The sequence below is a fragment of the Kribbella sp. NPDC050124 genome, from assembly GCF_044460355.1.
Taxonomy (GTDB): domain Bacteria; phylum Actinomycetota; class Actinomycetes; order Propionibacteriales; family Kribbellaceae; genus Kribbella.
Genome location: NZ_JBITJU010000009.1, coordinates 125088 through 146474, shown reverse-complemented (window position 1 = coordinate 146474; position 21387 = coordinate 125088). Strand labels below are relative to the sequence as shown.

Annotated in this window: 25 protein-coding genes; 18 read left to right on the top strand and 7 right to left on the bottom strand. The window is 68.9% G+C overall.

Going from position 1 to position 21387, the window contains the following annotated elements; genetic code table 11:
• The first annotated feature begins 26 nt into the window (after nt 1–26).
• The 3 genes from ACIBL3_RS22135 to ACIBL3_RS22125 all read left to right on the top strand — a co-directional run bounded on the left by ACIBL3_RS22135 (nt 27) and on the right by ACIBL3_RS22125 (nt 1727).
• Nucleotides 27–593 (top strand): YciI family protein, encoded by a 567-nt coding sequence (locus ACIBL3_RS22135; RefSeq protein WP_396355395.1) that lies wholly within the window; start codon nt 27–29, stop codon nt 591–593.
• Between the two features lie 222 nt (nt 594–815).
• Nucleotides 816–1229, top strand: coding sequence for a VOC family protein (locus ACIBL3_RS22130; protein WP_396355394.1), 414 nt, complete (start codon nt 816–818; stop codon nt 1227–1229).
• 27 nt (nt 1230–1256) lie between these two features.
• Nucleotides 1257–1727 (top strand): YdeI/OmpD-associated family protein, encoded by a 471-nt coding sequence (locus ACIBL3_RS22125; protein ID WP_396355393.1) that lies wholly within the window; start codon nt 1257–1259, stop codon nt 1725–1727.
• A 46-nt stretch (nt 1728–1773) separates the two neighbouring features.
• Here the strand turns inward: ACIBL3_RS22125 and ACIBL3_RS22120 are convergent, their stop codons facing one another.
• Entirely contained in the window at nt 1774–2049 is a 276-nt protein-coding gene (locus ACIBL3_RS22120) for a DUF167 domain-containing protein (RefSeq protein WP_396355392.1), read from the bottom strand.
• Between the two features lie 95 nt (nt 2050–2144).
• Here ACIBL3_RS22120 and ACIBL3_RS22115 point away from each other — a divergent pair, with 95 nt between their 5' ends.
• The 11 genes from ACIBL3_RS22115 to ACIBL3_RS22065 all read left to right on the top strand — a co-directional run bounded on the left by ACIBL3_RS22115 (nt 2145) and on the right by ACIBL3_RS22065 (nt 13685).
• Entirely contained in the window at nt 2145–3095 is a 951-nt protein-coding gene (locus tag ACIBL3_RS22115) for a TolB family protein (RefSeq protein ID WP_396355391.1), read from the top strand.
• A gap of 109 nt (nt 3096–3204) precedes the next feature.
• Nucleotides 3205–4368: a CaiB/BaiF CoA transferase family protein gene (locus ACIBL3_RS22110; RefSeq protein ID WP_396355390.1), complete on the top strand. Its 1164-nt coding sequence runs from the start codon at nt 3205–3207 to the stop codon at nt 4366–4368.
• Nucleotides 4369–4378: 10 nt separating this feature from the next.
• Nucleotides 4379–5398 (top strand): LacI family DNA-binding transcriptional regulator, encoded by a 1020-nt coding sequence (locus ACIBL3_RS22105; protein ID WP_396355389.1) that lies wholly within the window; start codon nt 4379–4381, stop codon nt 5396–5398.
• Between the two features lie 165 nt (nt 5399–5563).
• A complete protein-coding gene (locus ACIBL3_RS22100) occupies nt 5564–6892 on the top strand; it encodes an ABC transporter substrate-binding protein (RefSeq protein WP_396355388.1) in 1329 nt (442 codons plus the stop codon).
• Nucleotides 6893–6939: 47 nt separating this feature from the next.
• Nucleotides 6940–7905, top strand: coding sequence for a carbohydrate ABC transporter permease (locus ACIBL3_RS22095; protein WP_396355387.1), 966 nt, complete (start codon nt 6940–6942; stop codon nt 7903–7905).
• Nucleotides 7905–8846: a carbohydrate ABC transporter permease gene (locus ACIBL3_RS22090; RefSeq protein WP_396355386.1), complete on the top strand. Its 942-nt coding sequence runs from the start codon at nt 7905–7907 to the stop codon at nt 8844–8846. The genes ACIBL3_RS22095 and ACIBL3_RS22090 overlap by 1 nt, the downstream gene beginning before the upstream one ends.
• Nucleotides 8846–9940 (top strand): Gfo/Idh/MocA family protein, encoded by a 1095-nt coding sequence (locus ACIBL3_RS22085; protein WP_396355385.1) that lies wholly within the window; start codon nt 8846–8848, stop codon nt 9938–9940. Before ACIBL3_RS22090 ends, ACIBL3_RS22085 begins: the two co-directional genes overlap by 1 nt.
• Before the next feature lie 61 nt (nt 9941–10001).
• The gene (locus ACIBL3_RS22080) at nt 10002–11162 is read left to right on the top strand and encodes a CaiB/BaiF CoA transferase family protein (protein ID WP_396355384.1); all 1161 of its coding nucleotides are present in this window, start codon (nt 10002–10004) and stop codon (nt 11160–11162) included.
• Nucleotides 11159–12298, top strand: a complete 1140-nt coding sequence (locus ACIBL3_RS22075) for an extracellular solute-binding protein (protein WP_396355383.1) — start codon at nt 11159–11161, stop codon at nt 12296–12298. Before ACIBL3_RS22080 ends, ACIBL3_RS22075 begins: the two co-directional genes overlap by 4 nt.
• The gene (locus ACIBL3_RS22070; RefSeq protein WP_396355382.1) at nt 12295–12753 is read left to right on the top strand and encodes a MaoC family dehydratase; all 459 of its coding nucleotides are present in this window, start codon (nt 12295–12297) and stop codon (nt 12751–12753) included. The genes ACIBL3_RS22075 and ACIBL3_RS22070 overlap by 4 nt, the downstream gene beginning before the upstream one ends.
• Nucleotides 12750–13685 carry an amidohydrolase family protein gene (locus ACIBL3_RS22065; protein WP_396355381.1) on the top strand — a complete coding sequence of 312 codons (936 nt, stop codon included), beginning with the start codon at nt 12750–12752 and terminating at the stop codon, nt 13683–13685. The genes ACIBL3_RS22070 and ACIBL3_RS22065 overlap by 4 nt, the downstream gene beginning before the upstream one ends.
• Here the strand turns inward: ACIBL3_RS22065 and ACIBL3_RS22060 are convergent.
• Both ACIBL3_RS22060 and ACIBL3_RS22055 read right to left on the bottom strand, forming a co-directional pair.
• Complete coding sequence (locus ACIBL3_RS22060; protein ID WP_396355380.1) at nt 13614–14267, bottom strand: response regulator; 654 nt, start codon at nt 14265–14267, stop codon at nt 13614–13616. The genes ACIBL3_RS22065 and ACIBL3_RS22060 overlap by 72 nt on opposite strands.
• Nucleotides 14264–15397: a sensor histidine kinase gene (locus ACIBL3_RS22055; protein WP_396355379.1), complete on the bottom strand. Its 1134-nt coding sequence runs from the start codon at nt 15395–15397 to the stop codon at nt 14264–14266. The genes ACIBL3_RS22060 and ACIBL3_RS22055 overlap by 4 nt, the downstream gene beginning before the upstream one ends.
• 134 nt (nt 15398–15531) lie before the next feature.
• Between ACIBL3_RS22055 and ACIBL3_RS22050 the strand changes: the two genes are divergently transcribed.
• Entirely contained in the window at nt 15532–16194 is a 663-nt protein-coding gene (locus tag ACIBL3_RS22050; protein ID WP_396355378.1) for a hypothetical protein, read from the top strand.
• A gap of 5 nt (nt 16195–16199) precedes the next feature.
• On the opposite strand, the gene ACIBL3_RS22045 is transcribed toward ACIBL3_RS22050, so the two are convergent.
• Together ACIBL3_RS22045 and ACIBL3_RS22040 are read right to left on the bottom strand one after the other, a co-directional pair.
• Nucleotides 16200–17087 carry a hypothetical protein gene (locus ACIBL3_RS22045; protein WP_396355377.1) on the bottom strand — a complete coding sequence of 296 codons (888 nt, stop codon included), beginning with the start codon at nt 17085–17087 and terminating at the stop codon, nt 16200–16202.
• A 2-nt stretch (nt 17088–17089) separates the two neighbouring features.
• Nucleotides 17090–17656, bottom strand: coding sequence for an RNA polymerase sigma factor (locus ACIBL3_RS22040; protein WP_396355376.1), 567 nt, complete (start codon nt 17654–17656; stop codon nt 17090–17092).
• Nucleotides 17657–18092: 436 nt separating this feature from the next.
• On the opposite strand from ACIBL3_RS22040, the gene ACIBL3_RS22035 reads away from it, so the two are divergent.
• Together ACIBL3_RS22035 and ACIBL3_RS22030 are read left to right on the top strand one after the other, a co-directional pair.
• On the top strand, nt 18093–18680 hold the full coding sequence (locus ACIBL3_RS22035; RefSeq protein WP_396355375.1) for a hypothetical protein: 588 nt from the start codon (nt 18093–18095) through the stop codon (nt 18678–18680).
• A gap of 93 nt (nt 18681–18773) precedes the next feature.
• Nucleotides 18774–19472 carry a hypothetical protein gene (locus tag ACIBL3_RS22030; RefSeq protein WP_396355374.1) on the top strand — a complete coding sequence of 233 codons (699 nt, stop codon included), beginning with the start codon at nt 18774–18776 and terminating at the stop codon, nt 19470–19472.
• 105 nt (nt 19473–19577) lie between these two features.
• Here the strand turns inward: ACIBL3_RS22030 and ACIBL3_RS22025 are convergent, their stop codons facing one another.
• Nucleotides 19578–20075 carry a DUF2505 domain-containing protein gene (locus ACIBL3_RS22025; protein ID WP_396355373.1) on the bottom strand — a complete coding sequence of 166 codons (498 nt, stop codon included), beginning with the start codon at nt 20073–20075 and terminating at the stop codon, nt 19578–19580.
• A gap of 84 nt (nt 20076–20159) precedes the next feature.
• Between ACIBL3_RS22025 and ACIBL3_RS22020 the strand changes: the two genes are divergently transcribed.
• Entirely contained in the window at nt 20160–20861 is a 702-nt protein-coding gene (locus ACIBL3_RS22020) for a GAF and ANTAR domain-containing protein (protein ID WP_396355372.1), read from the top strand.
• A gap of 233 nt (nt 20862–21094) precedes the next feature.
• Here ACIBL3_RS22020 and ACIBL3_RS22015 read toward each other — a convergent pair whose 3' ends face one another.
• Nucleotides 21095–21280, bottom strand: coding sequence for a hypothetical protein (locus tag ACIBL3_RS22015; RefSeq protein ID WP_396355371.1), 186 nt, complete (start codon nt 21278–21280; stop codon nt 21095–21097).
• Nucleotides 21281–21387 lie beyond the last annotated feature (107 nt).

Here is a 21387-nt window from a genome sequence, read left to right as displayed (position 1 = left end):
CTCGGGCCACGTGGACGGAGGGTGGCATGCCGATCCTGCAGATCGAGTACGACGTGCCGGACTTCGGCGGCTGGAAGGCGGTCTTCGACCGAGACCCGCTGGATCGCGCGTCCCACGGCGTGATCCGCCACTCGATCTATCGGACCGCCGACGATCCGACACGGGTTCTGCTGCACCTGGAGTTCCCCACGGAGGAGCGGGCGAGGGCGTTTCGCGAGGTTCTGCAGCCAGTCTGGGACGTTTCCGGCGCGCAGAGCGCCCGGCTCCTCCTGCAGGAGCCGGACACAGGCACCACCAGTCGGTACTTCGCCTACAAGCTCATCCCGCCGCGTCCGACGTTTGCCGCCGACATGACGGAGGCGGAGGCCGCAGTGATGGCCGAGCATGTGGGCTATTGGCATGACTTGATCACCGCGGGCACCGCCGTCGTCTTCGGGCCGGTCGCCGATCCGGCTGGAGTTTGGGGGCTCGCCGTGGTCTCGGCCGGCGACGCGGACGAGGTTCGCGCCCTGGGTGCGAAGGACCCGGCGGTCGGATCCGGTCTTGCGACCTTCGAGGTGCTCCCGATGCCGGACGCGATCGCCCGGTCGTGACGGCTCGGGAGAGTATGAGGACATCGCAATCCCCTTGCCTCGTGTGAGCGGTGCAACCCCTGCGCCTGCGACGTGTCGCCGTCCGAGGGTCTTCGATCTCCGGCTTCGCGGCCGTGCTGAATGTCGTGTCGAGGATCGGTCAGGAATCGAGAAGCACGGGTGCACCGGCCGCGCCTAGCGTGACTGTCATCTGCAGCGGCACCTAGCTTCAAGGAGACAGACATGAAAGCGCACGTGAGCTCGATTCTGCTCGGGGTCGAGGACATGGATCGGTCCAAGCGGTTCTACACAGAAGGTCTCGGGTGGAAGATCCAGCAGGACTACCGCGTCTCGGTGTTCTTCGAGGCGGACGGCGGCTCGCTCGTCGGCTTCTACGGCCGCGACGGTCTGGCCGCCCAGGTGGGCACGAGCCCGGAGGGTAGCGGCTTCAGCGGGATGGTCCTCACCTACGTCGTCCGCAGCGAGGCGAGGGTCGACGAGATCCTCGACGCCGCCAAGCGAGCCGGCGGCACGATCCTCAACCCCGCCGCCGAGTTGCCATGGGGCGGGTACGGCGGCACCTTCGCGGACCTGGACGGCTACATCTGGAGCATCGGCTACAGCGCCCACAGCGACGACCAGCCGTACGCCGAGTAGCGCATCCGATTCTCGCAGGAGCAGATCATGAAGTTCACAACCTACGTCGAGCCTCCGGAGCCCATGCGGGGCCTGGAGGTTCCCCAGGACCTTGTCGAGGCACTCGGTGAAGGCAAGCGGCCGCCGGTGATCATCACGATCAACGGCCATTCATGGCGGAGCAGGGTGGCCATCATGCGCGGCCGCTACCTGCTCGGTCTCAGCAACGCCAACCGGAAGGCCGCCGGTGTCGTCACCGGCGAGGAGGTCGAGGTCGAACTGGAACTCGATGCCGAACCGCGCGTTGTGGTCGAGCCCCCGGACTTCACGCAGGCGCTGGACGCCGATCCAGTTGCCCGCACCGCCTACGACGGCTTGTCCTACAGCCGCAGGCGCGAGCATGTGCTCGCCATCGAGAGCGCCAAGAAGCCTGAGACGCGCGCGCGGGTGATCGAGAAGGCCCTCGCCACCCTTCGGGACAAGGAGTCGCCTGGGCGCCGTGCCACCAGATCAGGCTGAACGCCGCAACTGCCGAGCTGGGCTTCTGCGTGGGCTGGCCGTGGGTTCAGCCGAGGAGCTCTTCGAGTCTGGGCTGAAGCTGTGCGTCCTCGCCGTCGACCTCGACCAGTTTGTCCCGGCTGGTCGCGCCGCGCACCAGCGTCACGGCCGCGCGCCGTACGCCGAACGCCGCCGCGACCGCCTCCAAGACCGCCTTCGTCGCCTGGCCCTCCACCGCACGGGCTGCCACCGCCACCACCAGGGCCGGGCCGGATGGACCGTCGTACCGGCCGCCGACGGCGGTTCGGGAGGCACCCGGTTTCACGCGGAGCAGGATCCTCATAGCCGATTCTCACCCACTGCCGGGACCGCAACGATTCGGATACGGAGGCGGGCCGCTGCTTGGCGGGCCGTCGCATCGACCGTGACGCTCAGGTCGTGTGGACAGTCCACGGGCTGCGGCTGGTCTGCGGCGCGCTGTTGGTCGGGGTCCTCGGGTGCACGGCGCTCGGGTGTACGACGTCGACGCCTGAACCCGAGCCGTCGCAGCAGGCGTCGTCTGGGTCGCCGCAGTCGCCGACTACGCGCGCGGGCGGGCTCATTGCCTTCGTCTCCGATCGCGAGGGCGTCGACGCGCTCTACGTGATGCAGGCGGACGGCTCGAACGTGCGGCGGCTGACCGAGGCGCTCCCGCCGGTCTCGCACCCGGCCTGGTCGCCGGACGGGCGACGGCTGGCGTTCAACGCGGGGTCTCCGAGCGCGAGCGACATCTACCTGATCTCTCGGGACGGAACGGGATTGACGCAGATCACCCGCGACGCGGCCGCGAACTTCTACCCGAGTTGGTCGCCGGACGGACGTCGATTGGCCTTCAGCTCCAACAGGGACGGCGACTGGGACATTTTCGTGATGGACGTCGACGGTTCGAGCGTCCGGCAGTTGGTGAATTCGCTCGGGCTGGACGACAAGCCGCAGTGGTCGCCGGACGGGTCGCGGATCGGCTTCGCGACCACGCGCAGCGGCGCGCCCGAACTCCGCGCGGTCGACCCGGACACCGGCGTCGAACAGACGCTCCTCCCGCAGCCGGTTCGCGGCATCAACCCGGCCTGGTCGGTCGACGGCTCGCGGTTGGCGTACAACATCGTGACGTCGGCCGGCTTCGACATCGCGGTTGTCGCCGCGGACGGTACCGGGCAGCGCTCGGTGGTGGCCGAGTCGGCGTCGGAGGAACGGCCGCGGTGGTCTCCGGACGGCCGGTCGCTCGCGTACTACTCCGACGCTGGGGGTTCGTGGGACGTCTACGTCGCCGACGTCGAGACCGGCGCAACCCGGGCTCTGACGCACGCGCCCGGGTTCGACGGCCAGCCGGCGTGGCAACCGACGGGGTAGCCTGCTCGGTTGGCGACGGTCGGGTTCCAGCGTTGGCAGGCTGCCCTGGTTGCTCAGCGGTGTGTGCTGGCTTATCGTTGCGCAAACGATTGAGCAGCGAAGGGGGTCGGTGGCGGTGGAGGAGTTGCCGCTGGCCGGGGTGGTGGTGCTGGACTTCAGTCAGTTCCTGGCGGGTCCGGTGGCCGCGCTCCGGCTGGCCGATCTCGGGGCGCGGGTGATCAAGATCGAGCGTCCGGTGACCGGCGAGATCGGCCGGACGCTGGCGTTCGCGGGGAGGTGGGCGGACGAGGACACGTTCTCGTTCCACAGCATGAACCGCAACAAGGAGGCGGTCGTTGCCGACCTCAAGGACCCCGGCGAGCTCGACCGGGTGAAGCGTCTCGTCGCGCGTGCCGACGTACTGATCCACAACTTCCGGCCTGGGGTGATGGAGCGCCTTGGGCTCGGGTACGACGCCGCGCGGGCGCTCAACCAGGGGCTCGTGTACGCCGCCGCCTCCGGGTACGGCGCCGACGGTCCGTGGGCGAGCCGTCCGGGACAGGACCTTCTCGCGCAGTCCGTCTCGGGCCTGGCGTGGGCGAGTGGCGATGACCGCCCGGTGTCCGTCGGACTCTCGATCGCCGACCACTTGATGAGCTGTCACCTGGCCCAGGGCGTCACCGCGCTGCTCGTGCGCAAGGCTCGCACCGGCCGTGGCGGCCTGGTCGAGACCAGTCTGCTCGAGGGTGCTCTCGACCTGCAGTTCGAGTTGATCACCACGCGTCTCAACGACCCTGCGGCGACCTCGTCATGCGGACCGCGCATGGCGCCGTACGGTCTCTATCCGACGGCCGATGGCTACCTCGCAATCGCCATCACGCCGGTCGACCGGTTGGGTCGGCTACTGGGGGCCGACGACCTGGCGGCGTACGGCGACAGCGATCGGTGGCGGACCGAACGCGCGCAGATCGAGCGACTGATCGCCCAACGCCTCGCGACCGCCGGCACCGGGCACTGGCTCGAGCTCCTGACCGCCGCCGGCGTCCCGTGCGCACCCTTGCAGACCCTCGACGAGCTGCTCGCCTCGCCGGAGTTCACCTCGATCGAGATGACGCAGACCGTCGAACGGCCGCCGGCCGAGCCAGGCGGTGCGCCGCTGGAGCTGACCATGGCGCGCAGCCCAATCCGGATCGACGGCGAGATCCTTCGCAGTCGCCTGGCCGCGCCACGACTGGGAGCCCAAGGGCGCCTGCGCGACGGCGTCGACCCGCTCGCCGCCGAGCCCGCGGTCTAGGCTGACCGCCATGGCCACCCTGGGCGACGTCGCCGCACGCGCCGGCGTCTCGATCTCCGCGGTGTCCCGGGTGCTGAGCGACGCCCCGGACGCGCGGGTGAGCGAGGCGACTCGGCGGCGAATCGTCGAGGCGGCGGGCGAACTGCGCTACCGCCCGAACTTCGCCGGCCGGGCGCTCAAGTCCGCGCGGACCCAGGTCGTCGGTCTGGTCGTACCGGACATCACCAACGCGTTGTTCACCGAGTTGATGCACGGTGCGCAGGACGAGGCAGCCGAGCGTGGGTACACGGTGCTGCTCGGCCGCTCGGACGACGTCCGTCCGGGCAACGAGGTCATCGCGCGCCTGATCGGCGAGGGCCGGGTCGACGGCATGGCGCTGCAGATCGGCGACGGGGTGTCGCCCGCGGGTCTGCGCGACCTGCTCGAGTCGCCGGCGCCGATCGTGCTGGTGAACTCCGCCAGCCCGGGTCATGTCGGCTCGGTCACGCTCGACGACCAGAACGGCGCGCGCATCGCGACGGAGCACCTCCTCGACCTGGGCCACGAGCGGATCGCGTTCGCCAACGGGCTTCCGCGCTCGTTCACCGCGAAACGGCGGCACATCGGGTACAAGGAGGCGCTCGCCGCGGCGGGGGTGCGAGTGCCGAAGGGCTACGAGACCAGGGTCGGCTACACCGTCGACAACGGGCGTACGGCGTTGCGCCGGCTGATCGCACTCGATCCGGCGCCCACCGGGATCGTGGTGGCCAACGTCAACGCGGCGGTCGGCTTGCTGGGGGAGGCCCGCCGGACGGGGATCCGGATCCCGGACGACTTGTCCGTTGTCACGGTGCACGACTCCTGGACCGCCGAGAACACCTGGCCGCCGCTGACCGCGGTGAAGATGCAGTTCTACGCCGTCGGGCGGACCGCCGTGCGTAGTGTGATCCGGCGCATCGAGACCGGCGCGACGGCCGATGAGGTCGTCACCGACCCGCCACCGGAGCTCGTCGTCCGCGAGTCCACGGCCCGCCCGCCCCGCCACCGCTGACCGGCGTCCCCGGGGGTTATGTCAACCCTCCCGGAAAGTCCGTGCGCAAACGATTGACCACTCGCGGTCGTGCGGTCTAGCGTCTGCTCCAACGTTTGAGCAGACGGACCGCGCCCCCGGCTCAGACCGCCCACCGCCCGGGATCAGAACCGAAGGAGTCCGTCCATGAAGTCACCCGGTGTACGTCCCGGGATCCTCCCCACCGTCGCCGCGGCGGCCTGCGCGGCCGCACTGCTGGCCGCCTGTGGCTCCTCGGTCGGCGCCGGCTCCGACGTGAGGCAGACCGACTCCGGCGGTGCCATCACGATCTGGGTCGACCCGCCGCGAGTCCCCGCCGCGAAGGCGTTCCAGCAGGCTCACCCGGAGATCAAGGTGACGGTCAACCAGATCGACGGCACCGTCGGCGGCAAGTCGCTGCAGCAGCAGTTCGCCCAGTTCAACCAGGCCGGCAAGGGCTGGCCGGACGCGATCTTCTTCCCGTCCAACGACGACATCGCGTGGGCGTCGGGTGCGCAGGTCAACTACACCGCGGACCTGACCGGCCTGCTCCCGGACGTGATCAAGGGGTACCAGGACGAGGTGATCGCGCCGTGCACGATCGACGGCAAGATCCGTTGCCTGCGCAACGACGCCGCGCCGGACGTCTTCTGGTACAACAAGGCCTTCTTCGACCAGTCCGGCTACACCCCGCCCAAGACGTGGGAGGAGTACGCCGACCTCGCGGTGCGGATCGCGAAGGAACACCCGGGCAAGATCAGCGGTTTCACCGGCGACGCCTACGCGCCTGACCGCTACCTCTGGGCTGCGGGCTGTCCGACGAACGCCCGCAAGTCCGAGACCGAGGTACACATCGATCTCGCCGATCCCAAGTGCGTTCGGGCGAAGGAACTGCTCGCCAAAGTCGTTCAGGCGAAGGCGGTTTCGACGGTCGGGATCTTCGACGCCGACGCCGCGAAGGTCGGCAAGGACCTCGTGATGAGCCCCGGCGCCGCCTGGTGGGGCGACTACCTGTTCCGTCAGTCCTGGAAGATCCCGGCCGGTCAGATGACCGCCGTCACGCCACTCAGCTGGCAGGGCGAGAGCAAGCCGGCCACCGGGAACGAGGGCGGCGGCCTGTGGGGCGTCTCGCGTCACATCACTGGCAAGCAGCTGGAGAACACGCTCACCTTTGCGAAGTTCGTCGCCACCGACCCCCGGTGGCAGGTCGAGCTGTCGACCGGACTGCCGGCGTACGGCGCGGTCCAGGACGCGTGGGCGGCGAAGCAGGCCAAGCAGGACTACTTCGCCGACAACACGACGACGTTCGCCGCGATGAAGGGGGCGACCGCCTTCGTCCAGCCCGACCACTCGTACCTGCTCTACAACACGGGCAGCGTGTGGACCGAGACGATGGCCGCGGGCCTGGCGTCCGGCAAGACCGTCGACCAGGCGTGGAGCGGGTTCGGCGACGAACTCGTCAAGCAGGCCAAAGCGATGGGCTACACCGTCAACTAGCCGTCCGGCACGCAGCCCACCCAAAAGCCGCAACCGAGGAGTACCGCATGACGACCGCGCTGACGGACCGGCGCAGTTCGACTGTGCCTGTGCCGCGGGCGAAACGCTCCCGGGTGCAGGCGTCCCGGCCCAGTGAGACCAGGGGAGCTTGGCTGCTGTTGGCGCCGTACGTCGTCCTGCTGCTCGTCGGCGGCGTCGTACCGGTCGGCTACGCGCTCAAGACAGCGCTGGAGAAGCCGCCGACGCCGCTGGACCCGGGTGGCGGTTTCGGCGGTGTGGCCGGCTTCAAGGCGGTCGTGACCGACTTCCGGTTCGTCGACACGTTCCAGAACGTCTTCGCGACGCTGGCCATCTGGCTCCCGATCATGATGGTCGGCATCGTCGGCCTGGCCTTGCTGATCCACGCCAGTCCGGGCCGGTTCGGTTCGACGATGCGGTTCGTCTACTACATCCCCGGCGCGCTGGCCGGGATCGCCAACTTCGTGCTGTGGGTCTACCTGCTCAACCCGGGTCAGTCGCCGATCGAGGGGTTCTGGCACGCGATCGGTGTCGACACGATCAAGCAGGCGGTCGCCGCGCCCGGCCAGCTGCCGTTCATCCTGACCGCGATGATGTTCTTCCAGGGGGTCGGCTCGTGGATCATCGTGGTCACCGGCGGGTTGAACAGCATCCCCGAGGAGATCTTCGAGGCCGCCGCGCTGGACGGCGCGGGAGCCTGGCAGCTGGCCTGGCACGTGAAGCTGCCGATCATCCGGCCGTGGATCGGCTATGCCGCGCTGATGAACCTGGCCTACGGCTTCCAGCTCTTCCTCGAACCGCAGTTGCTCGACCAGGTGGCGAGCAACGCGCTGCCCGACCAGTGGACGCCGACCCAGCTCGGGTACGCGTTTGCCTTCAGCAACTACAACTTCCCGGCCGCCGCGGCCATGTCGCTGATCCTGTTGGTGATAACGCTCGGCATCGGACTGGTGATCGTCTTCCGCAGCGGGTTGTTCGGCGAGGAGGAGCACTGATGAGCAGCCACGCTGCCGGCACCGCGTGCCGCCGTACCCCGGGGATCGAGAACTGGACCGCTGGCAAGCTGGCCCGGGTCGTTTCGATGCTGTTCGTCGCGGTGATCTTCCTGCTCCCGATCGCCGGGTTCGTAGCGATGGCGTTCCGCTCCAACGAGGGCGTGGAGGCCGGGGACGGCGGGTTTCTCGGCCTCGGTGACGTTGCCTGGAGCAACGTGCGGTACAGCTGGTCGCAGGTCAACGGGTTCGGGCCGGAGGGCGGCCTGTTCACCCGCTGGATGATGAACTCGCTGGTGGTCGCCGGGGGCGGTGCGATCCTCGCCGTCGTCGCGGCGCTGCCGGCCGGCTACGCGATGGCGCGGCTGCGGTTCCGGGCCCGCCGGGCGGTGCTGCTGATCACGCTGATCACGATGGTGATGCCCAACACCGTGCTGGTGATCCCGCTCTTCCTCGAGGTGAACGCCATCGGCGCGGTCGGCCAGTTGTGGCCGGTCGCGGTGATCATGGGGTTCTTCCCGTTCGGCGTCTACCTGTCCTACATCCACTACCTGACCACGATGCCGAAGGAGCTGGTCGAGGCCGCTCGCCTGGACGGCCTCGGCGAGGTGTCGGTCTTCTGGTGGATCGGGCTGCCGATCTCCAAGCAGGCGGTGGTGCTCGTGACCTTCTTCGCGTTCGTCGCGAACTGGACCAACTTCTTCCTGCCGCTGGCGTTGCTGTCGTCGAACCAGAACAATCAGACCGTCTCGATCGGCCTGCAGCAGCTGATCGGCGCGAGCCCGCTGTTCAACCCGACCGTCGCGGCCGGCCTGGACGTCAAGCTCTACATGCCGCAGCTCGCACTGGCCACGTTCCTCTCGATGCTCCCGCTGCTGGCGGTGTTCCTCGGTGCCCAGCGCTTCCTCATCCGCGGCGAGACAGTAGGGGCGGTGAAGGGCTGATGACCACGCTGCCTGAGTTCGACGCGCATCCGGGATACACCCTCGCGCTGCCGGAGAACCCACGCCCGATCGTGATCGTCGGCGCCGGCGGGATCGTCACCGACGCCCACCTGCCGGCGTACGCCAAGGCCGGCTTCGACGTCGCGAGCATCACCGATCTCCGGATCGAGCGGGCCCGGACGCTCGCGGCGAGGTACGCCGTCCCGCGGGTGCACGACAACGCCGCGGCCGCGGTCGCAGCCGCACCGGACAACGCGGTCTACGACATCGCCCTCCCGCCGGAGGCGCATGTCGAAGTCCTCGAACAACTGCCGGACGGGGCGGCCGTCCTGCTGCAGAAGCCGTTGGGCAACCAGCTCCCCGAGGGCATCCGGATCCGGGAAGTCTGTCGCCGCAAGGGCCTGGTCGCCGCGGTCAACACCCAACTCCGGTTCGCGCCGTACGTCGCCGCCGCCCGGAAACTGATTGCCGCTGGCACCATCGGCGCGCTCTACGACTTCGAGGTCCGGGTCTCGGTCCACACCCCGTGGGAGCTGTTCCCGTACGTTCTCGAGCTCGACCGGCTCGAGATCAACATGCACAGCGTTCACTACCTCGACCTGGTCCGCTCGTTCCTGGGCGACCCGACGGGGGTGTCCGCGGTCACCGTCGGCCACCCGGACAAGACGCACGCGAACAGCCGGTCCGACATCGCCCTGACGTACGGCGACCGCCCGCTGCGAGTCGTGGTCTCGACCAATCACGATCACCACTTCGGTGAGCAGTACGAGGAGAGCTACATCAAGTGGGAGGGCACGAAGGGTGCGGTCCGGGTGCAGCTGGGCCTTCTGCTCGACTACCCGCGGGGAGGCGAGGACCGGCTCGAGATCGTCACCGACGACCGGTTGGAGGAGGGCTGGCGACCGGCGCCGTACGAGGGCTCGTGGTTCCCCGATGCCTTCATCGGATCGATGAGCGTCGTGCAGCGCTATCTCGAGGGTTCGATCCCGTCCCTGCCCACCTCGGTCGAGGACGTCTTCCGGACGATGGCCGTCGTCGAGGCGGCCTACGCGTCGGCCGCGAGGGGTGGCGAGCCGCCGCCGTACGACGCCTGATCGATCTGTCCATGCTTGGAGAGGAAGACCGTATGAGACTCGCCCGCGGTGGAGCCGCCTCGTGATCGACCTGCCCCTGGCCGGGATCATAGTGCTCGACTTCAGCCAGTTCCTGGCCGGCCCGGTGGCCGCACTGCGGCTGGCCGACCTGGGCGCCCGGGTGATCAAGATCGAGCGTCCGGGCAGCGGCGACGCCGGCCGGCAGTTGGCGTTCGCGGGCCAACTGGTCCAGGGCGACAGCGTGTCCTTCCACGCGATGAACCGGAACAAGGAGAGCCTCGTCGCCGATCTGAAGGATCCCGGCGACCTCGCCGAGGTCCGCTCCCTGGTGGCGGCGGCCGATGTGGTGGTCTCGAACTTCCGTCCCGGCGTGATGGAGCGGCTCGGCCTCGACTACGAGTCGGTCCGCCGGATCAACCCCGGCATCGTCTACGGGAGTGTCAGCGGGTACGGCGACAGCGGCCCGTTCAAGGACCGGCCCGGCCAGGATCTGCTCGCTCAGTCGATCGCCGGCCTGCCCTGGCTGAATGGTTCCCGCGACGATCCGCCGGTACCGGTCGGGCTCGCCGTCGCCGACCACCTGGCCAGCTGTCATCTGGCGCAGGGCATCACGGCGCTCCTGGTACGACGGTTCCGCACCGGGCGCGGCGGACACGCGCAGACCAGCTTGATGGAGGCGCTGCTCGACCTGCAGTTCGAGCTGCTTACCACCCGGTTGAACGACCCGTCGATCACCGTCCGACGCAAGGGCATCCGGTCGGCGCACGCGTTCCTGCCCGCGCCGTACGGCATCTATCCGGCCGGCGACGGCTACCTCGCGATCGCGATGAACCCGGTCCCTGTCATCGGCCGGCTGCTCGAGCTGCCCGAAGTCGCGGCGATGACCGATCCGCAGTCGTGGTGGGACCGGCAGGAGGAGATCGAGGACCTGCTCTCCGAGCGGCTCAGGACCCGTACTCGCGAGGAATGGCTGGCCGTCCTCGACGCGGAGGACGTGTGGTGTGCACCCGTCCTGACGCTGGACGAGCTGGTCGGGCACGACGGCTTCCGGGCGATCGCGATGACCCAGCAGGTCCGTCGCGACGGCCTCGACCTGACCACCACCCGCAGCCCGATCCGGATCGACGGCGAGCGGCTGACCAACCCACGGCCGGCGCCGCGGCTCGGCGAGCACGACGCCATTGCCGGGCAGAGCCTGCGTTCGGTGGAGGAGACAGCATGACGACGCTGCGTGGCATGACGTGGGAGCACCCGCGCGGTTACGACTGCCAGGTCGCGGCGGCGAAGGAGTACGGTCGGCGCACCGGCATCGAGGTGCAGTGGGAGTATCGCTCGCTGCAGGCCTTCGCGGACCAGCCCATCGCCGTACTCGCGGCCACGTACGACCTGCTCGTGATCGATCATCCGCACGTGCCGCTCGCGGTGGCTGAGGGTCTGCTCGCGCCGCTCGACGGTGTGGGAGACGACGCGCAGCTGGACGCCTTCGCTTCTGATGCCGTGGGCAACAGTCACGCGTCGTACGCCCATGACGGCCACCAGTACGGACTGGCCACCGACTCCGCCGCTCAGGTCGCCGTACATCGGCCCGACCTGCTTCCGGCCCCGCCGACGGACTGGGACGGCGTTCTCGAGCTCGCCCGCGAAGGCAGGGTGCTCTGGCCGGCGAAGCCGATCGACGCGTACTCGACGCTGTGCACTCTCGCAGCCAACCGCGGTACGCCGGTCGCCGCCGCGCCTGGCCGGTTCCTCGCGGAGGAAGACGCCGGCGCAGTCCTCGACCTGATGCATCGGCTCGCCGAGCGGGTGCCGGAATGGTGCCTGGCCGCCAACCCGATCGAGGTGGCCGAGGCGCTGGCGGGAGAGGTGCGCTGGGCGTACGTGCCACTGGCCTACGGTTACACCAACTACTCCCGCGCCGGCTTCCGCCCGCATCGGCTGAAGTACGTCGACATCCCCGCCGGGCCACGTGGCGTCGCCGGCTCCCAGCTCGGCGGTGCGGGCGTCGCGGTCTCGGCGTACAGCAAGGAACTCGACGCCGCCCGCGCGTACGCGCTCTGGCTCGCCTCGCCGCAGATCCAGTCCGGGGTGTACTACGACGCCGGCGGACAGCCCGGCTACGCCTCGTCGTGGGACGACGACCGGCTCAACGAGGACTCCTGGGACTTCTTCCGCGGAACCCGGCAGACCCTCGAGGGCGCCTGGGTGCGGCCGCGGACCGCTGGCTACCTGGAGTTCCAGGAGACCGTCTCGCTCTGGGTGAGCGCTGTCCTGCGCGGCGAGCTGACCGACGCCGACCTGGTCCGCCGTTCGGGCGAACTGGCCGAGCGACTGCTGACGACCGAGGAGGTACGGCGATGAAGGTGGTGGACCGCTGGTTCGAGGACTACGACATCGGCGAGAGCCGGGCCACCGTCGGGCGCACGATCACCGAGGCCGACATAGTCCTGCACGCCGGCCAAACCGGCGACTTCTTCCCGCATCACCTGGACGCGGAGTGGATGGCGACGCAGCCGGCCGGGCAGCGGATCGCCCACGGCACCCTCATCGTCTCGGTCGCGGTCGGGATGACCGCGGGTGACATCAATCCCCAGGCGATGTCCTACGGGTACGACAAGATCCGCTTCGTCAAGCCCGTCTTCATCGGCGACACCATCACGGTCAGAGCCGACATCACCGAGAAGTCCGACCACAAGCGGACACCTGCGACGCACGGCTACGTCCACGAACTGGTCACCGTGACGAACCAGCGTGCGGAGACCGTTCTCGTCCTGACCCATCTCTATCTGGTCAACAAGCGGGAGGTCGCCGCGTGATCATCGACGCACACCAGCATGTCTGGGACCTCGGCCGCTCGCCCTATCCCTGGCTCGGCCCGCACCTGCCGCAGTGGAATCGCACGTTCACCTTCGAGGAAGTGCGGCCACAGCTGGCCCGCAACGGCGTCGACGCCACCGTCCTGGTCCAGTCCGACGACGATGACGCAGACACCGAGCTCATGCTCGAGGTCGCCGACCGGTTTCCCGAGGTCGCCGCGATCGTCGCCTACGTCCCGCTCGACCGGCCCGACGTCGCTGCCGAGCGCCTTGCGCAGCTGCGCAAGGACACTCGCGTCGTCGGCATCCGCAACCTCATCCATGACATCCCCGACCCCGACTGGATCCTGCGGCCCGACGTCGACGAGGGGCTCGGAGTTCTCGAGCAGGCGGGGGTGACCTTCGACTATGTCGCCGTACTGCCCCGCCACCTGGAGCACGTGCCGACGCTGTCGGAGCGCCACCCCGGTCTGCGGATCGTCATCGACCACCTCGCCAAGCCGCCCATCGGCGAGGCCGGTCGCGAGCCGTGGTGGAGCGGCATCGCGGCCGCCGCGGAGAACCCGCTCGTGCACGCCAAGCTCTCCGGGCTCTATCCCGGCGCCGCGCCCGAGACCTTCACTCCGGAGTCGATCCGGCCGTTCGTCGACCGGGCCCTGGAGGTCTTCGGCCCGTCCCGGCTGATGTACGGCGGCGACTGGCCGATCTCAACCGTCGCCGGCGGCTACGACCACGTGTTCGCCGGCCTGTCCGCCGTACTCACCGGCCTGTCCGACACCGACCGCCGGCAGATCTACTCCGGCACCGCCCGTCGCTTCTACAACATCCCCGACGGCCACCTGCCTCAGACGCACGAACAGTCAGCGGCCGGGCCTGATCAACCCCGTCTCGTAGGCGAGGACGACAGCCTGCACCCGGCCCCGGAGGTCTAGCTTGGCCAAGATGTGGTTCACGTGCGTCTTCACCGTCGCCTCGCTGACGACCAGCGTGGTGGCGATCTCTTCGTTCGACCGGCCGCGCGCGATCTCCGTGAGCACGTGGACCTCTCGCGGCGTCAGCGCTGCCAGCGCCGCCGGTACGCCCTGCACCGGCGGTGGTCTGCTGATGTGTTCCTCGATCAGTCGCCTGGTGATGCCGGGCGCGAGGAGGGCGTCGCCTGCGGCCACGGTGCGGATTCCGGCGGCGAGTGTGTCGGGTGGTGTCGCCTTCAGCAAGAAGCCGGCGGCGCCGGCCCGGAGTGCGTGGTAGACGTACTCGTCCAGGTCGTACGTGGTCAGCATCAGGATCTTGGTCCGGCAGCCGAGCCTGGTCAGTTCGCGGGTCGCGCTGATGCCGTCCAGTACCGGCATCCGAATGTCCATCAGAACAACGTCCGCGTCGGTGCGCCGTACGGCGTCGATCGCCTGCCTACCGTCCGCGACCTCCGCCACCACGGTGAAGCCGCGGGCCTGCAGCACCAGCGTCAGCCCAGACCGCACCAGGTCCTGGTCATCGGCGATCACGACGCTGTTCATCGGGCATCCGGCACGACGGGCAGGCTGGCGGTGAGGACGAAGCGTCCGTCGTCGGTCAGTCCATGCGTGAGCCGGCCGTCGAACACGGCGATGCGTTCGGCCATTCCGAGGAGTCCGAGCCCTCCGGAGCTGTCCGGTACGCCGGAGGTGCGGTTCTCGATATCGATCAGCAGCGCCGTCGCCGAACGGGTGACCCGGACCGACGCCACGCGGTCGGTCGCGTACCGGAGTGCGTTGGTCAGCGCCTCCTGGACGATCCGATAGCCCGAGGTGTCGACGCCGGACGGCAACGCATCCAGCCGACCCTCGACGGTGAGATCCACCCGCAGGCCGCTACGCCGGAATTGGTCCACCAGGTCCGGCAGGCGGTCGAGTCCCAGCTCGGGGGCGAGCCCGAGCTCATCGTCGGTGTCGCGGATCAGCCGCAGCAACCGACCTGTCTCGCCGAGCGCCGCGCGCCCCGCGCTGGTCACCTCGTCGATCGCCGCCTCGGCGCCGTCCGCGTCCCGCCGGACCAGATCGCGAGCGGCGGCGGCTTGCACCACCATCGCACTGATCGAGTGCGCGATGACGTCGTGCAGCTCGCGTGCGATCCGCGTGCGCTCGGCCGTGATCGCCTCCCGCCGGACCATCTCCTGGTGCCTGACGAGCAGCTCGGCCTGCTCAGCCAGCCTGGCGTTGCGGTTGTCGAGCGAACGCATCAGCAGACCGAACCCGTACGGCGGCAGCACGACAGCCGACGCGAACACCAAGTCGGAGACATCCAGCGGTCGATCGAGCCGCAGGTAGCCCCACGACAGTGCCGCGAAGACCAGCACGAGCGGGATGAGCGAACGCATGCCGTCGACGCGTCGAGCGACGGTGAAGGTGGCGAGTGCGAGGATGAGGATCGGAGCAGCCGCATCGTCGACGTGACCCACCACCGGGGCAGTGATCACGAGACAGGCAAGCGTGCAGGCGGTCAACGGGAACCGGCGGCGCAGCGTCAGCAACGCGCACGCGATCCAGTCGATCACCAGCGCCGCGCCCGTGCCCGGAAGATCGAGGGCCAAGAGCTCGGCGGTGGCGACGACGCCCAGTACGGCCGGCACTGCGGCTTCTCGCAGTGGCGGCGGGAGTCCCCACCCCATGCATCGATGCTAGATCGGGCTACCGCTCGGCGGGTCAACCCATAGGTGGAGAAGCGTCCAATCCCTGTGCCGACGCGGCGGACGCCGTACCAGTCCTAGCGTCGATGCGAACGATCCGATCCGGGGAGGCAAAGATGGATCACGAACAGCGGTTGGTGAGGGCGGCAGCCTGGGCGCCGCCAGTTCTGGCAGCCGTACTGGCGCCGCTGCATGCGCTGGCGCGGTTCGCGACAGTGGACGGCAAGGAGGACTTGGAGAGCGACGCCGTCCAGTTCTGGGCCGAGCCCGCCGCACGCGCGTTGCGTCCGCTGCTGGACTGGGCGGACGCCGACACGGTCTACCGCGCGTACGGCAAGGGGTGGCCGGTTCTCATCGCCGCCACCATCGTCAGTGCGGTGCTGGTCCGTCGCAGCCGACGTCCGGGACGCCTCGAGCGGTGGGGCTGGAGGCTGACCCTGCCCGGCCTCAGCCTGATGGTTCTCGGACTGTTCGGATTCTTCTGGATCGGGCTGGACATCGCCTACATCGTGGCCGGAATGCCAGGCTTCCTGCTCGCGGTGGTCGGCTCGGTTCTGCTCGGTATCGCGTTGCTTCGCGACGGTTTCCGGCCCCGGCTCGCCCCGGCGCTGCTACTCGGCTGGCTGCCGCTCGATATCGTCCTGAGCGCTGTGCTTTCCGCCGGGGCCGGCACAATTCCGATGATGACCGCGTGGGCACTGGCCGTCCAGACAGTACCCCGTGGCGCACCCAGCCGACCGGCTCAGCCGACGAGTGCCGGCCCTCGAAGCCCATCGTGACCCGGTCACCAGTTCCAGGCGACTCCACGCTTGCACTGGCCGACGGGGGGTGTGCCTTTCCCGTCCGCGAGGGCGAAGACGACCTTCGTGCCTTCGGGGTTGGTGTAGCAGCTGTCGAGTTCGGCCTGCTGTTCCCGAACCGTCTTGGCGGAGGCATAGACGACTTGGCCGTTGGCGTCATAGGCGCGAACGGTGTAGGGCACCGCCGCGTCGGGCTTCAATGGCCCACGGGTGGGCTCGTACGTCATCGGGGCGAAGAAGAGCCCGTCCCGCATGATGGCCTCGACGGTCGGTCCAGTGCCGGACGCCATCGTGATGCGAGCTACGGATTTCGCGTAGGTTCCGCCGCCGGCGGCCGTTTTGTCGATCACGGCCCTCTTGGTCTCACCGCTGCGGGCCCAGACGTACTCCGTCCGTTGCCCCTTGGCATTGAAGCCACAGGCGGAGGCGGAGATGCGGCCGGCGGAGGTGTACCTGAGGACGACCCAGGCGATCGCGTGGGTGTCGGAGGGAGGGTTCACCCATTTGAACGCGTCGGTCACGGTGTAGATCCGCTCAGCTGCCTTGGGATCCGGGCTCTTGGGGCTGTCGCATGCCTTGGTATAGGCCCTCTTCTCGGCCTCGGACAGCGGCGCGACAGCCGGTTTCGCCGTACCGGTGTTCGGCCCGGACACCGGCGACTGCGCGTTGTCGCCGCGCAGGGCCGGTACTCCGATCGCGAGGCCGGCGGTGACTGCGACGACGGCCGCGGCGGCGGCGAGCGGGACGAGTCGACGGCGGGGCGCTTCTTGGGCGGACTCATGATCGATGATGGCGATCAACTCGTCGCGCTGCCGGTCGCGAGTGGCCGGGCGCACGTCGTGGTCCGGCGGCGGAATGAGCTGAATGTTCATGTCTATGCCTCCAGGGAAGGAATGATGTTGAGCGCGCGCAGATGCTTGCGGGCTCGGGACAAACGGGATTTGACCGTGCCGATCGGGATGTCCAGCGCGACGGCAGCCGCCTGCTGGTCGAGGCCGGCCCAGATGCAGAGCTCGACGATTTCGCGCTCCTGCTTGGGCAGCCGCTTCAACGACTCGCGAGCGGCCCGGATCTGCCGGTCGTCGTCGAATCGGCCGGCCACGTCGTCAGCATGGTCGTGAACGTGTTCGGCCGGCAGGTGGGCGGCGGCGATCGCTTTGCGGTACCGCGCCCTGGAACGCCATTCGTTGCGCAGTGTGTAGTCCGCTACCCGGTACAGCCAGGGCAGGGCGGAGTCACCGTCGAGCACGATCTCGGCGCGCCGCCGCCAAGCGTGCAGAAACACCACCGAGGTCAGGTCCTCGGCGTCACTCCAGGAAGCAGTGCGGCGATAGAGGAAGTTGTAGATCGCCCTGGCACGCCGATCATAGAGCTGCGCGAATGCCTCTGAATCCCCCTCGGCAGTTCGCTCCCACAACTTCCGGTCACTGCTCGTCGCCATAGCCGCACCACCATGCCCCGCCTGCAGAATTACCATCGGATGGTTCCGCTCACATAGCCGCGCATCCGCGCTCCCATCTCTTATCGAAGTGGCACTGCCTTGTATTCGGGTTGTGTCCGAGAACGCAAAACAGTTCCCACCAACCTCCCTCCCGCACCGCACCCTGCGACACCTCGGCGTCGCACAGCCGACCGCCGAGAGCGGTGACGCCGGCCGGGCCGCGAGTCCAGAACTCATTGCCCGAAGCAACTGTCGTCCGGGACCTGCCGTCACTCGTATTACGTGTGAGAGCCGTCTTCGTTCGCACTCATCCGTTCCGTGTCTGGACAGGGCCGTCCGGGGTGCAGGGCAACTAGTTGGCGGCCGTGACCGCTGGCAGGCCGGGCCGCGTGAGTCGCGAGCGGGGCGCCGCGTGCGGTGCCGTAGGGTTCGGGCCGTGTCTGAAGCCGACCTGCTCGTCCTGCGGCCGGCGGCGGGTCCGCGCCGCCAGGTCCTCACGATCGCCGGCGTCATCGCCGTCGTCCTCGTTGTCGCCGGCGTCCTGGCCGGAGGCCGGCCCGCCCTGATCACCTGCATCAGCCTCGTCCTGCTGCTGGCCGCCACCATCGCCGTCTATCTGTGGCGCTCCCGCATCGTCGTCACCCCGGCCGAGATCTCGGCGCGCGGCCTGACCTTCCACCGCCGTCGCGACCGCGCGCTCGCAGCCTCGGTGATCCGGGCCACGGTGGTCCAGCCCGGGGCTGTCTCCGAGACCATCGTCGTCCTCGACGCCGGCGAACACGCCCTGCTGAGCATCAACGGCGCCCTCTACGCGCCCGCCGATCTCGACCGGTTCGTCGACCACCTCGGATTGCCCACCGGCGGGCCGGGCGGGCCGGTCACCTCGGCGCAGCTGGCCCGCGAGCGGCCCGGCACCGTGGGCTGGACCGGGCGGCACCCGGTCGCGTTCACGCTGCTTTGCGCCCTCGGCTTCGCCATCGCCGCGGTGATTCTCGGAACCGTGGTCGCTGCCCTGACGGGCTGACCCGCCCTGACGACTGTCGATGTGGAGGTCGACCCAATGGGCGAAGGTATGGACAAGTTGCGTGGGCCCCACTCATGGGACAGTTGCCCAACGATGACGATCTTCACGTTCCACCTTGCGGAGCTCCGTCCGACGACGACGGCGGGGGCGCTGTGGAAGGCGCCGGCTGTGCCGTCCACGCCCGGGTTGCGGTACGCCGAGTGCTTGGCGCTGATGCGCCTTGGTGCCCCGACTGTCTCGCCGGCCCGGATGCAGTTGCGTCGGATGGCGATGTTCGCGCGGTGGGAGGATGAGGCGGCGGTCGAGACGTTCCTGGCGGACCACTCCCTGGGCAGGGAGCTGGCGGCAGGCTGGCACGTGCGCATGCAGTTCCTGCGTCGTTGGTCGCGGCTTGCGGCGCTGCCCGACCTACCGGCGAGGGCGGGGAAGTGGGATCCTGCCGAACCTGTCGTGGCGGTCACGCTGGCCCGGATGCGCCTGCTGGAGGTGCCGAGGTTCCTCAAGTGGGGCAAGCCGGTGGAACGGCTGGTTCGTGATCATCCCGGGGCCACGCTGGCGCTGGCCGCGATGCGCCCGCCACGGACGATCTCTACATTCTCTGTCTGGCGATCTGTGCGGCAGATGGAAGAGATGGTGCAGGGCCACAGCAGTGTCCCGGAGCCCGACCGTCACGCCGCCGCGATGGCCGAGCGCCGGCGCAGGGACTTCCACCACGAGTTCGCCACCCTGCGGTTCCGGCCGCTGTCGGAGCACGGCTCATGGCAGGGTCGGAGCGGGATCGTTCCCCGGTAGGGCGCTGTGCCTCCAGGCCGGGGGCAGAGGATGTCGTCCGTGAGGCTCTCGAGCGGCTTCGTCAGGATCCGCCCGTCGAGAAACCGGCTTGCGGTTGATGACTTGTCAGAGGGAGCCGGCGAGCCAGGACCAGGCGACTTCGAACTTCGCCTCGAGGCGGGTGCGGACGGCGTCGGTGACGACGCGTTCGAGGCGGGGGCCGAGGACGGGGGTCGAGGCGGTGACGTGGAGGTCGAATTCCTGGGTGGTGGATCGTCCGGTGGGGACCAGGACGGTGCGGCCGGTCAGTTTGACGCGGGCGCCGGCGAGTTCGCCTTCGATGTGGGCCTCGCGTGCGCCGTCGTGACCGGCTCGGTGCCAGATCTTGGTCTGGACGAGGCTCAGCATCTCGCCGACGAGTCGTCGCGAGACGACCGGCAGGTCGTCGGGTGCGGTCTCCCATTGCACACGGAGCAGTACGTCGTCACCGGCGTCGCGGACGGCTACGTCGTACGAGCGTGCGCTGAACCTCTGGAACACCTGTTCCTGGAACGTCACGTCGGTGATGATCGCGAACACTTCCTCCGGTGTCGCGTCGTACGACGTGATCAGGTTGAGATCCATCGGACCATCATTTCAGCGAACGTGCGTCGAGGGAGGACTCCACCTGCCGGCTGAGTCGCGGGCGGGTGCGGCATCATGTCCCGCATGGAGCACCCCACGCCGGACACGATCGCCGAACGGCTGGCGCAGTTGGCGCTGGAACTGCATGGCACCGACAGCGTTGAGGAGACGGCCGAGACCGTGCTGCAGTTCGCGCTGCGGGCACTGAACTGTTCGCACGCAGGCGTGGCGCTCGCCGCCCAGCGACGCCCGGCCGAGGTGCCTGCCGCCACCGATCCGATGGTTTCCGACATCGTCCGATTTCAGTTGGCCGCGGATGCCGGACCGCTGGTGGAGTCGATGAATCACCGAGCCACCGTGGTGGTGGCCGACACCGAGACCGAGCAGCGGTGGCCTGAATGGGCGGCCAAGGTTCGGGCTCTTGGGGTGCGTAGCGTGCTGGACGTGCCGTTGACGACCGCATCGGGGACTGTGGGAGTGCTGGCGTTGTACAGCACTGACTCGGATGCTTTCGGGCGCGATGACGAGGCAATCGCCGAGCTCTTGGCCCGGCACGCGTCCGTCGCTGTCGACAGTGCCCGCATCGAGCAGAACCTGGCCCGGGCCGTCGACGCCAGAATGGTCGTCGGCCAGGCGATGGGGATACTGATGGAGCGCTACGGCATCGAGTCCGACCGCGCGTTCGCCGTGCTGAGGCGTTACTCGCAAGACACCAACACCAAGTTGCGCGACGTCGCCCAGCAGCTGATCGACACCCGGCAGCTCCCGCGCAACGCACACGGCTGACCCCCGCTGAAACACATCCGGCATCGGCTCATTCATTCGTGACCTCTCCCGTGTCGGGGAGCGGGCGGACGTGCGCGCGAGTGCCGGTGGCTGACAGTCGTTGGAGGAGTTCGGTGACGCCGTGCGCGTCGGTCACGGCGATTGTCGGTTCGTCGGTCCCAGGGGCTGTGTAGGTCACTTCGTAGCGCAAAGGGTCGCTCCCGGTGGTCGGTACTGGCGGTGGGGCGACCGGCTCAGGTCACGTCGTCAGATCTGTCCGCCTCGGTGGTGATTCCGTGTTCGCGGGCGAGGTGGAGGAGGCTGTCGAGCTCGCCGGCGTAGACGCGTTCGGCGTCGAGGTCGCCCGCTTCCTGGGCGGCGCGGACGGCCACGCGGGCGTCGTTGATCCTGCGGTGGAGCTCGTCGGCGAACGCGTTCATGGTCTCCCGTCCGGAGTGCCGGCAGTGAGCTGACGCATCAATCTATACATGAGTTGCAGAATTCTTCAATTCATGATCGCATGCATTGAGGAAGGCGTGAAGTGATG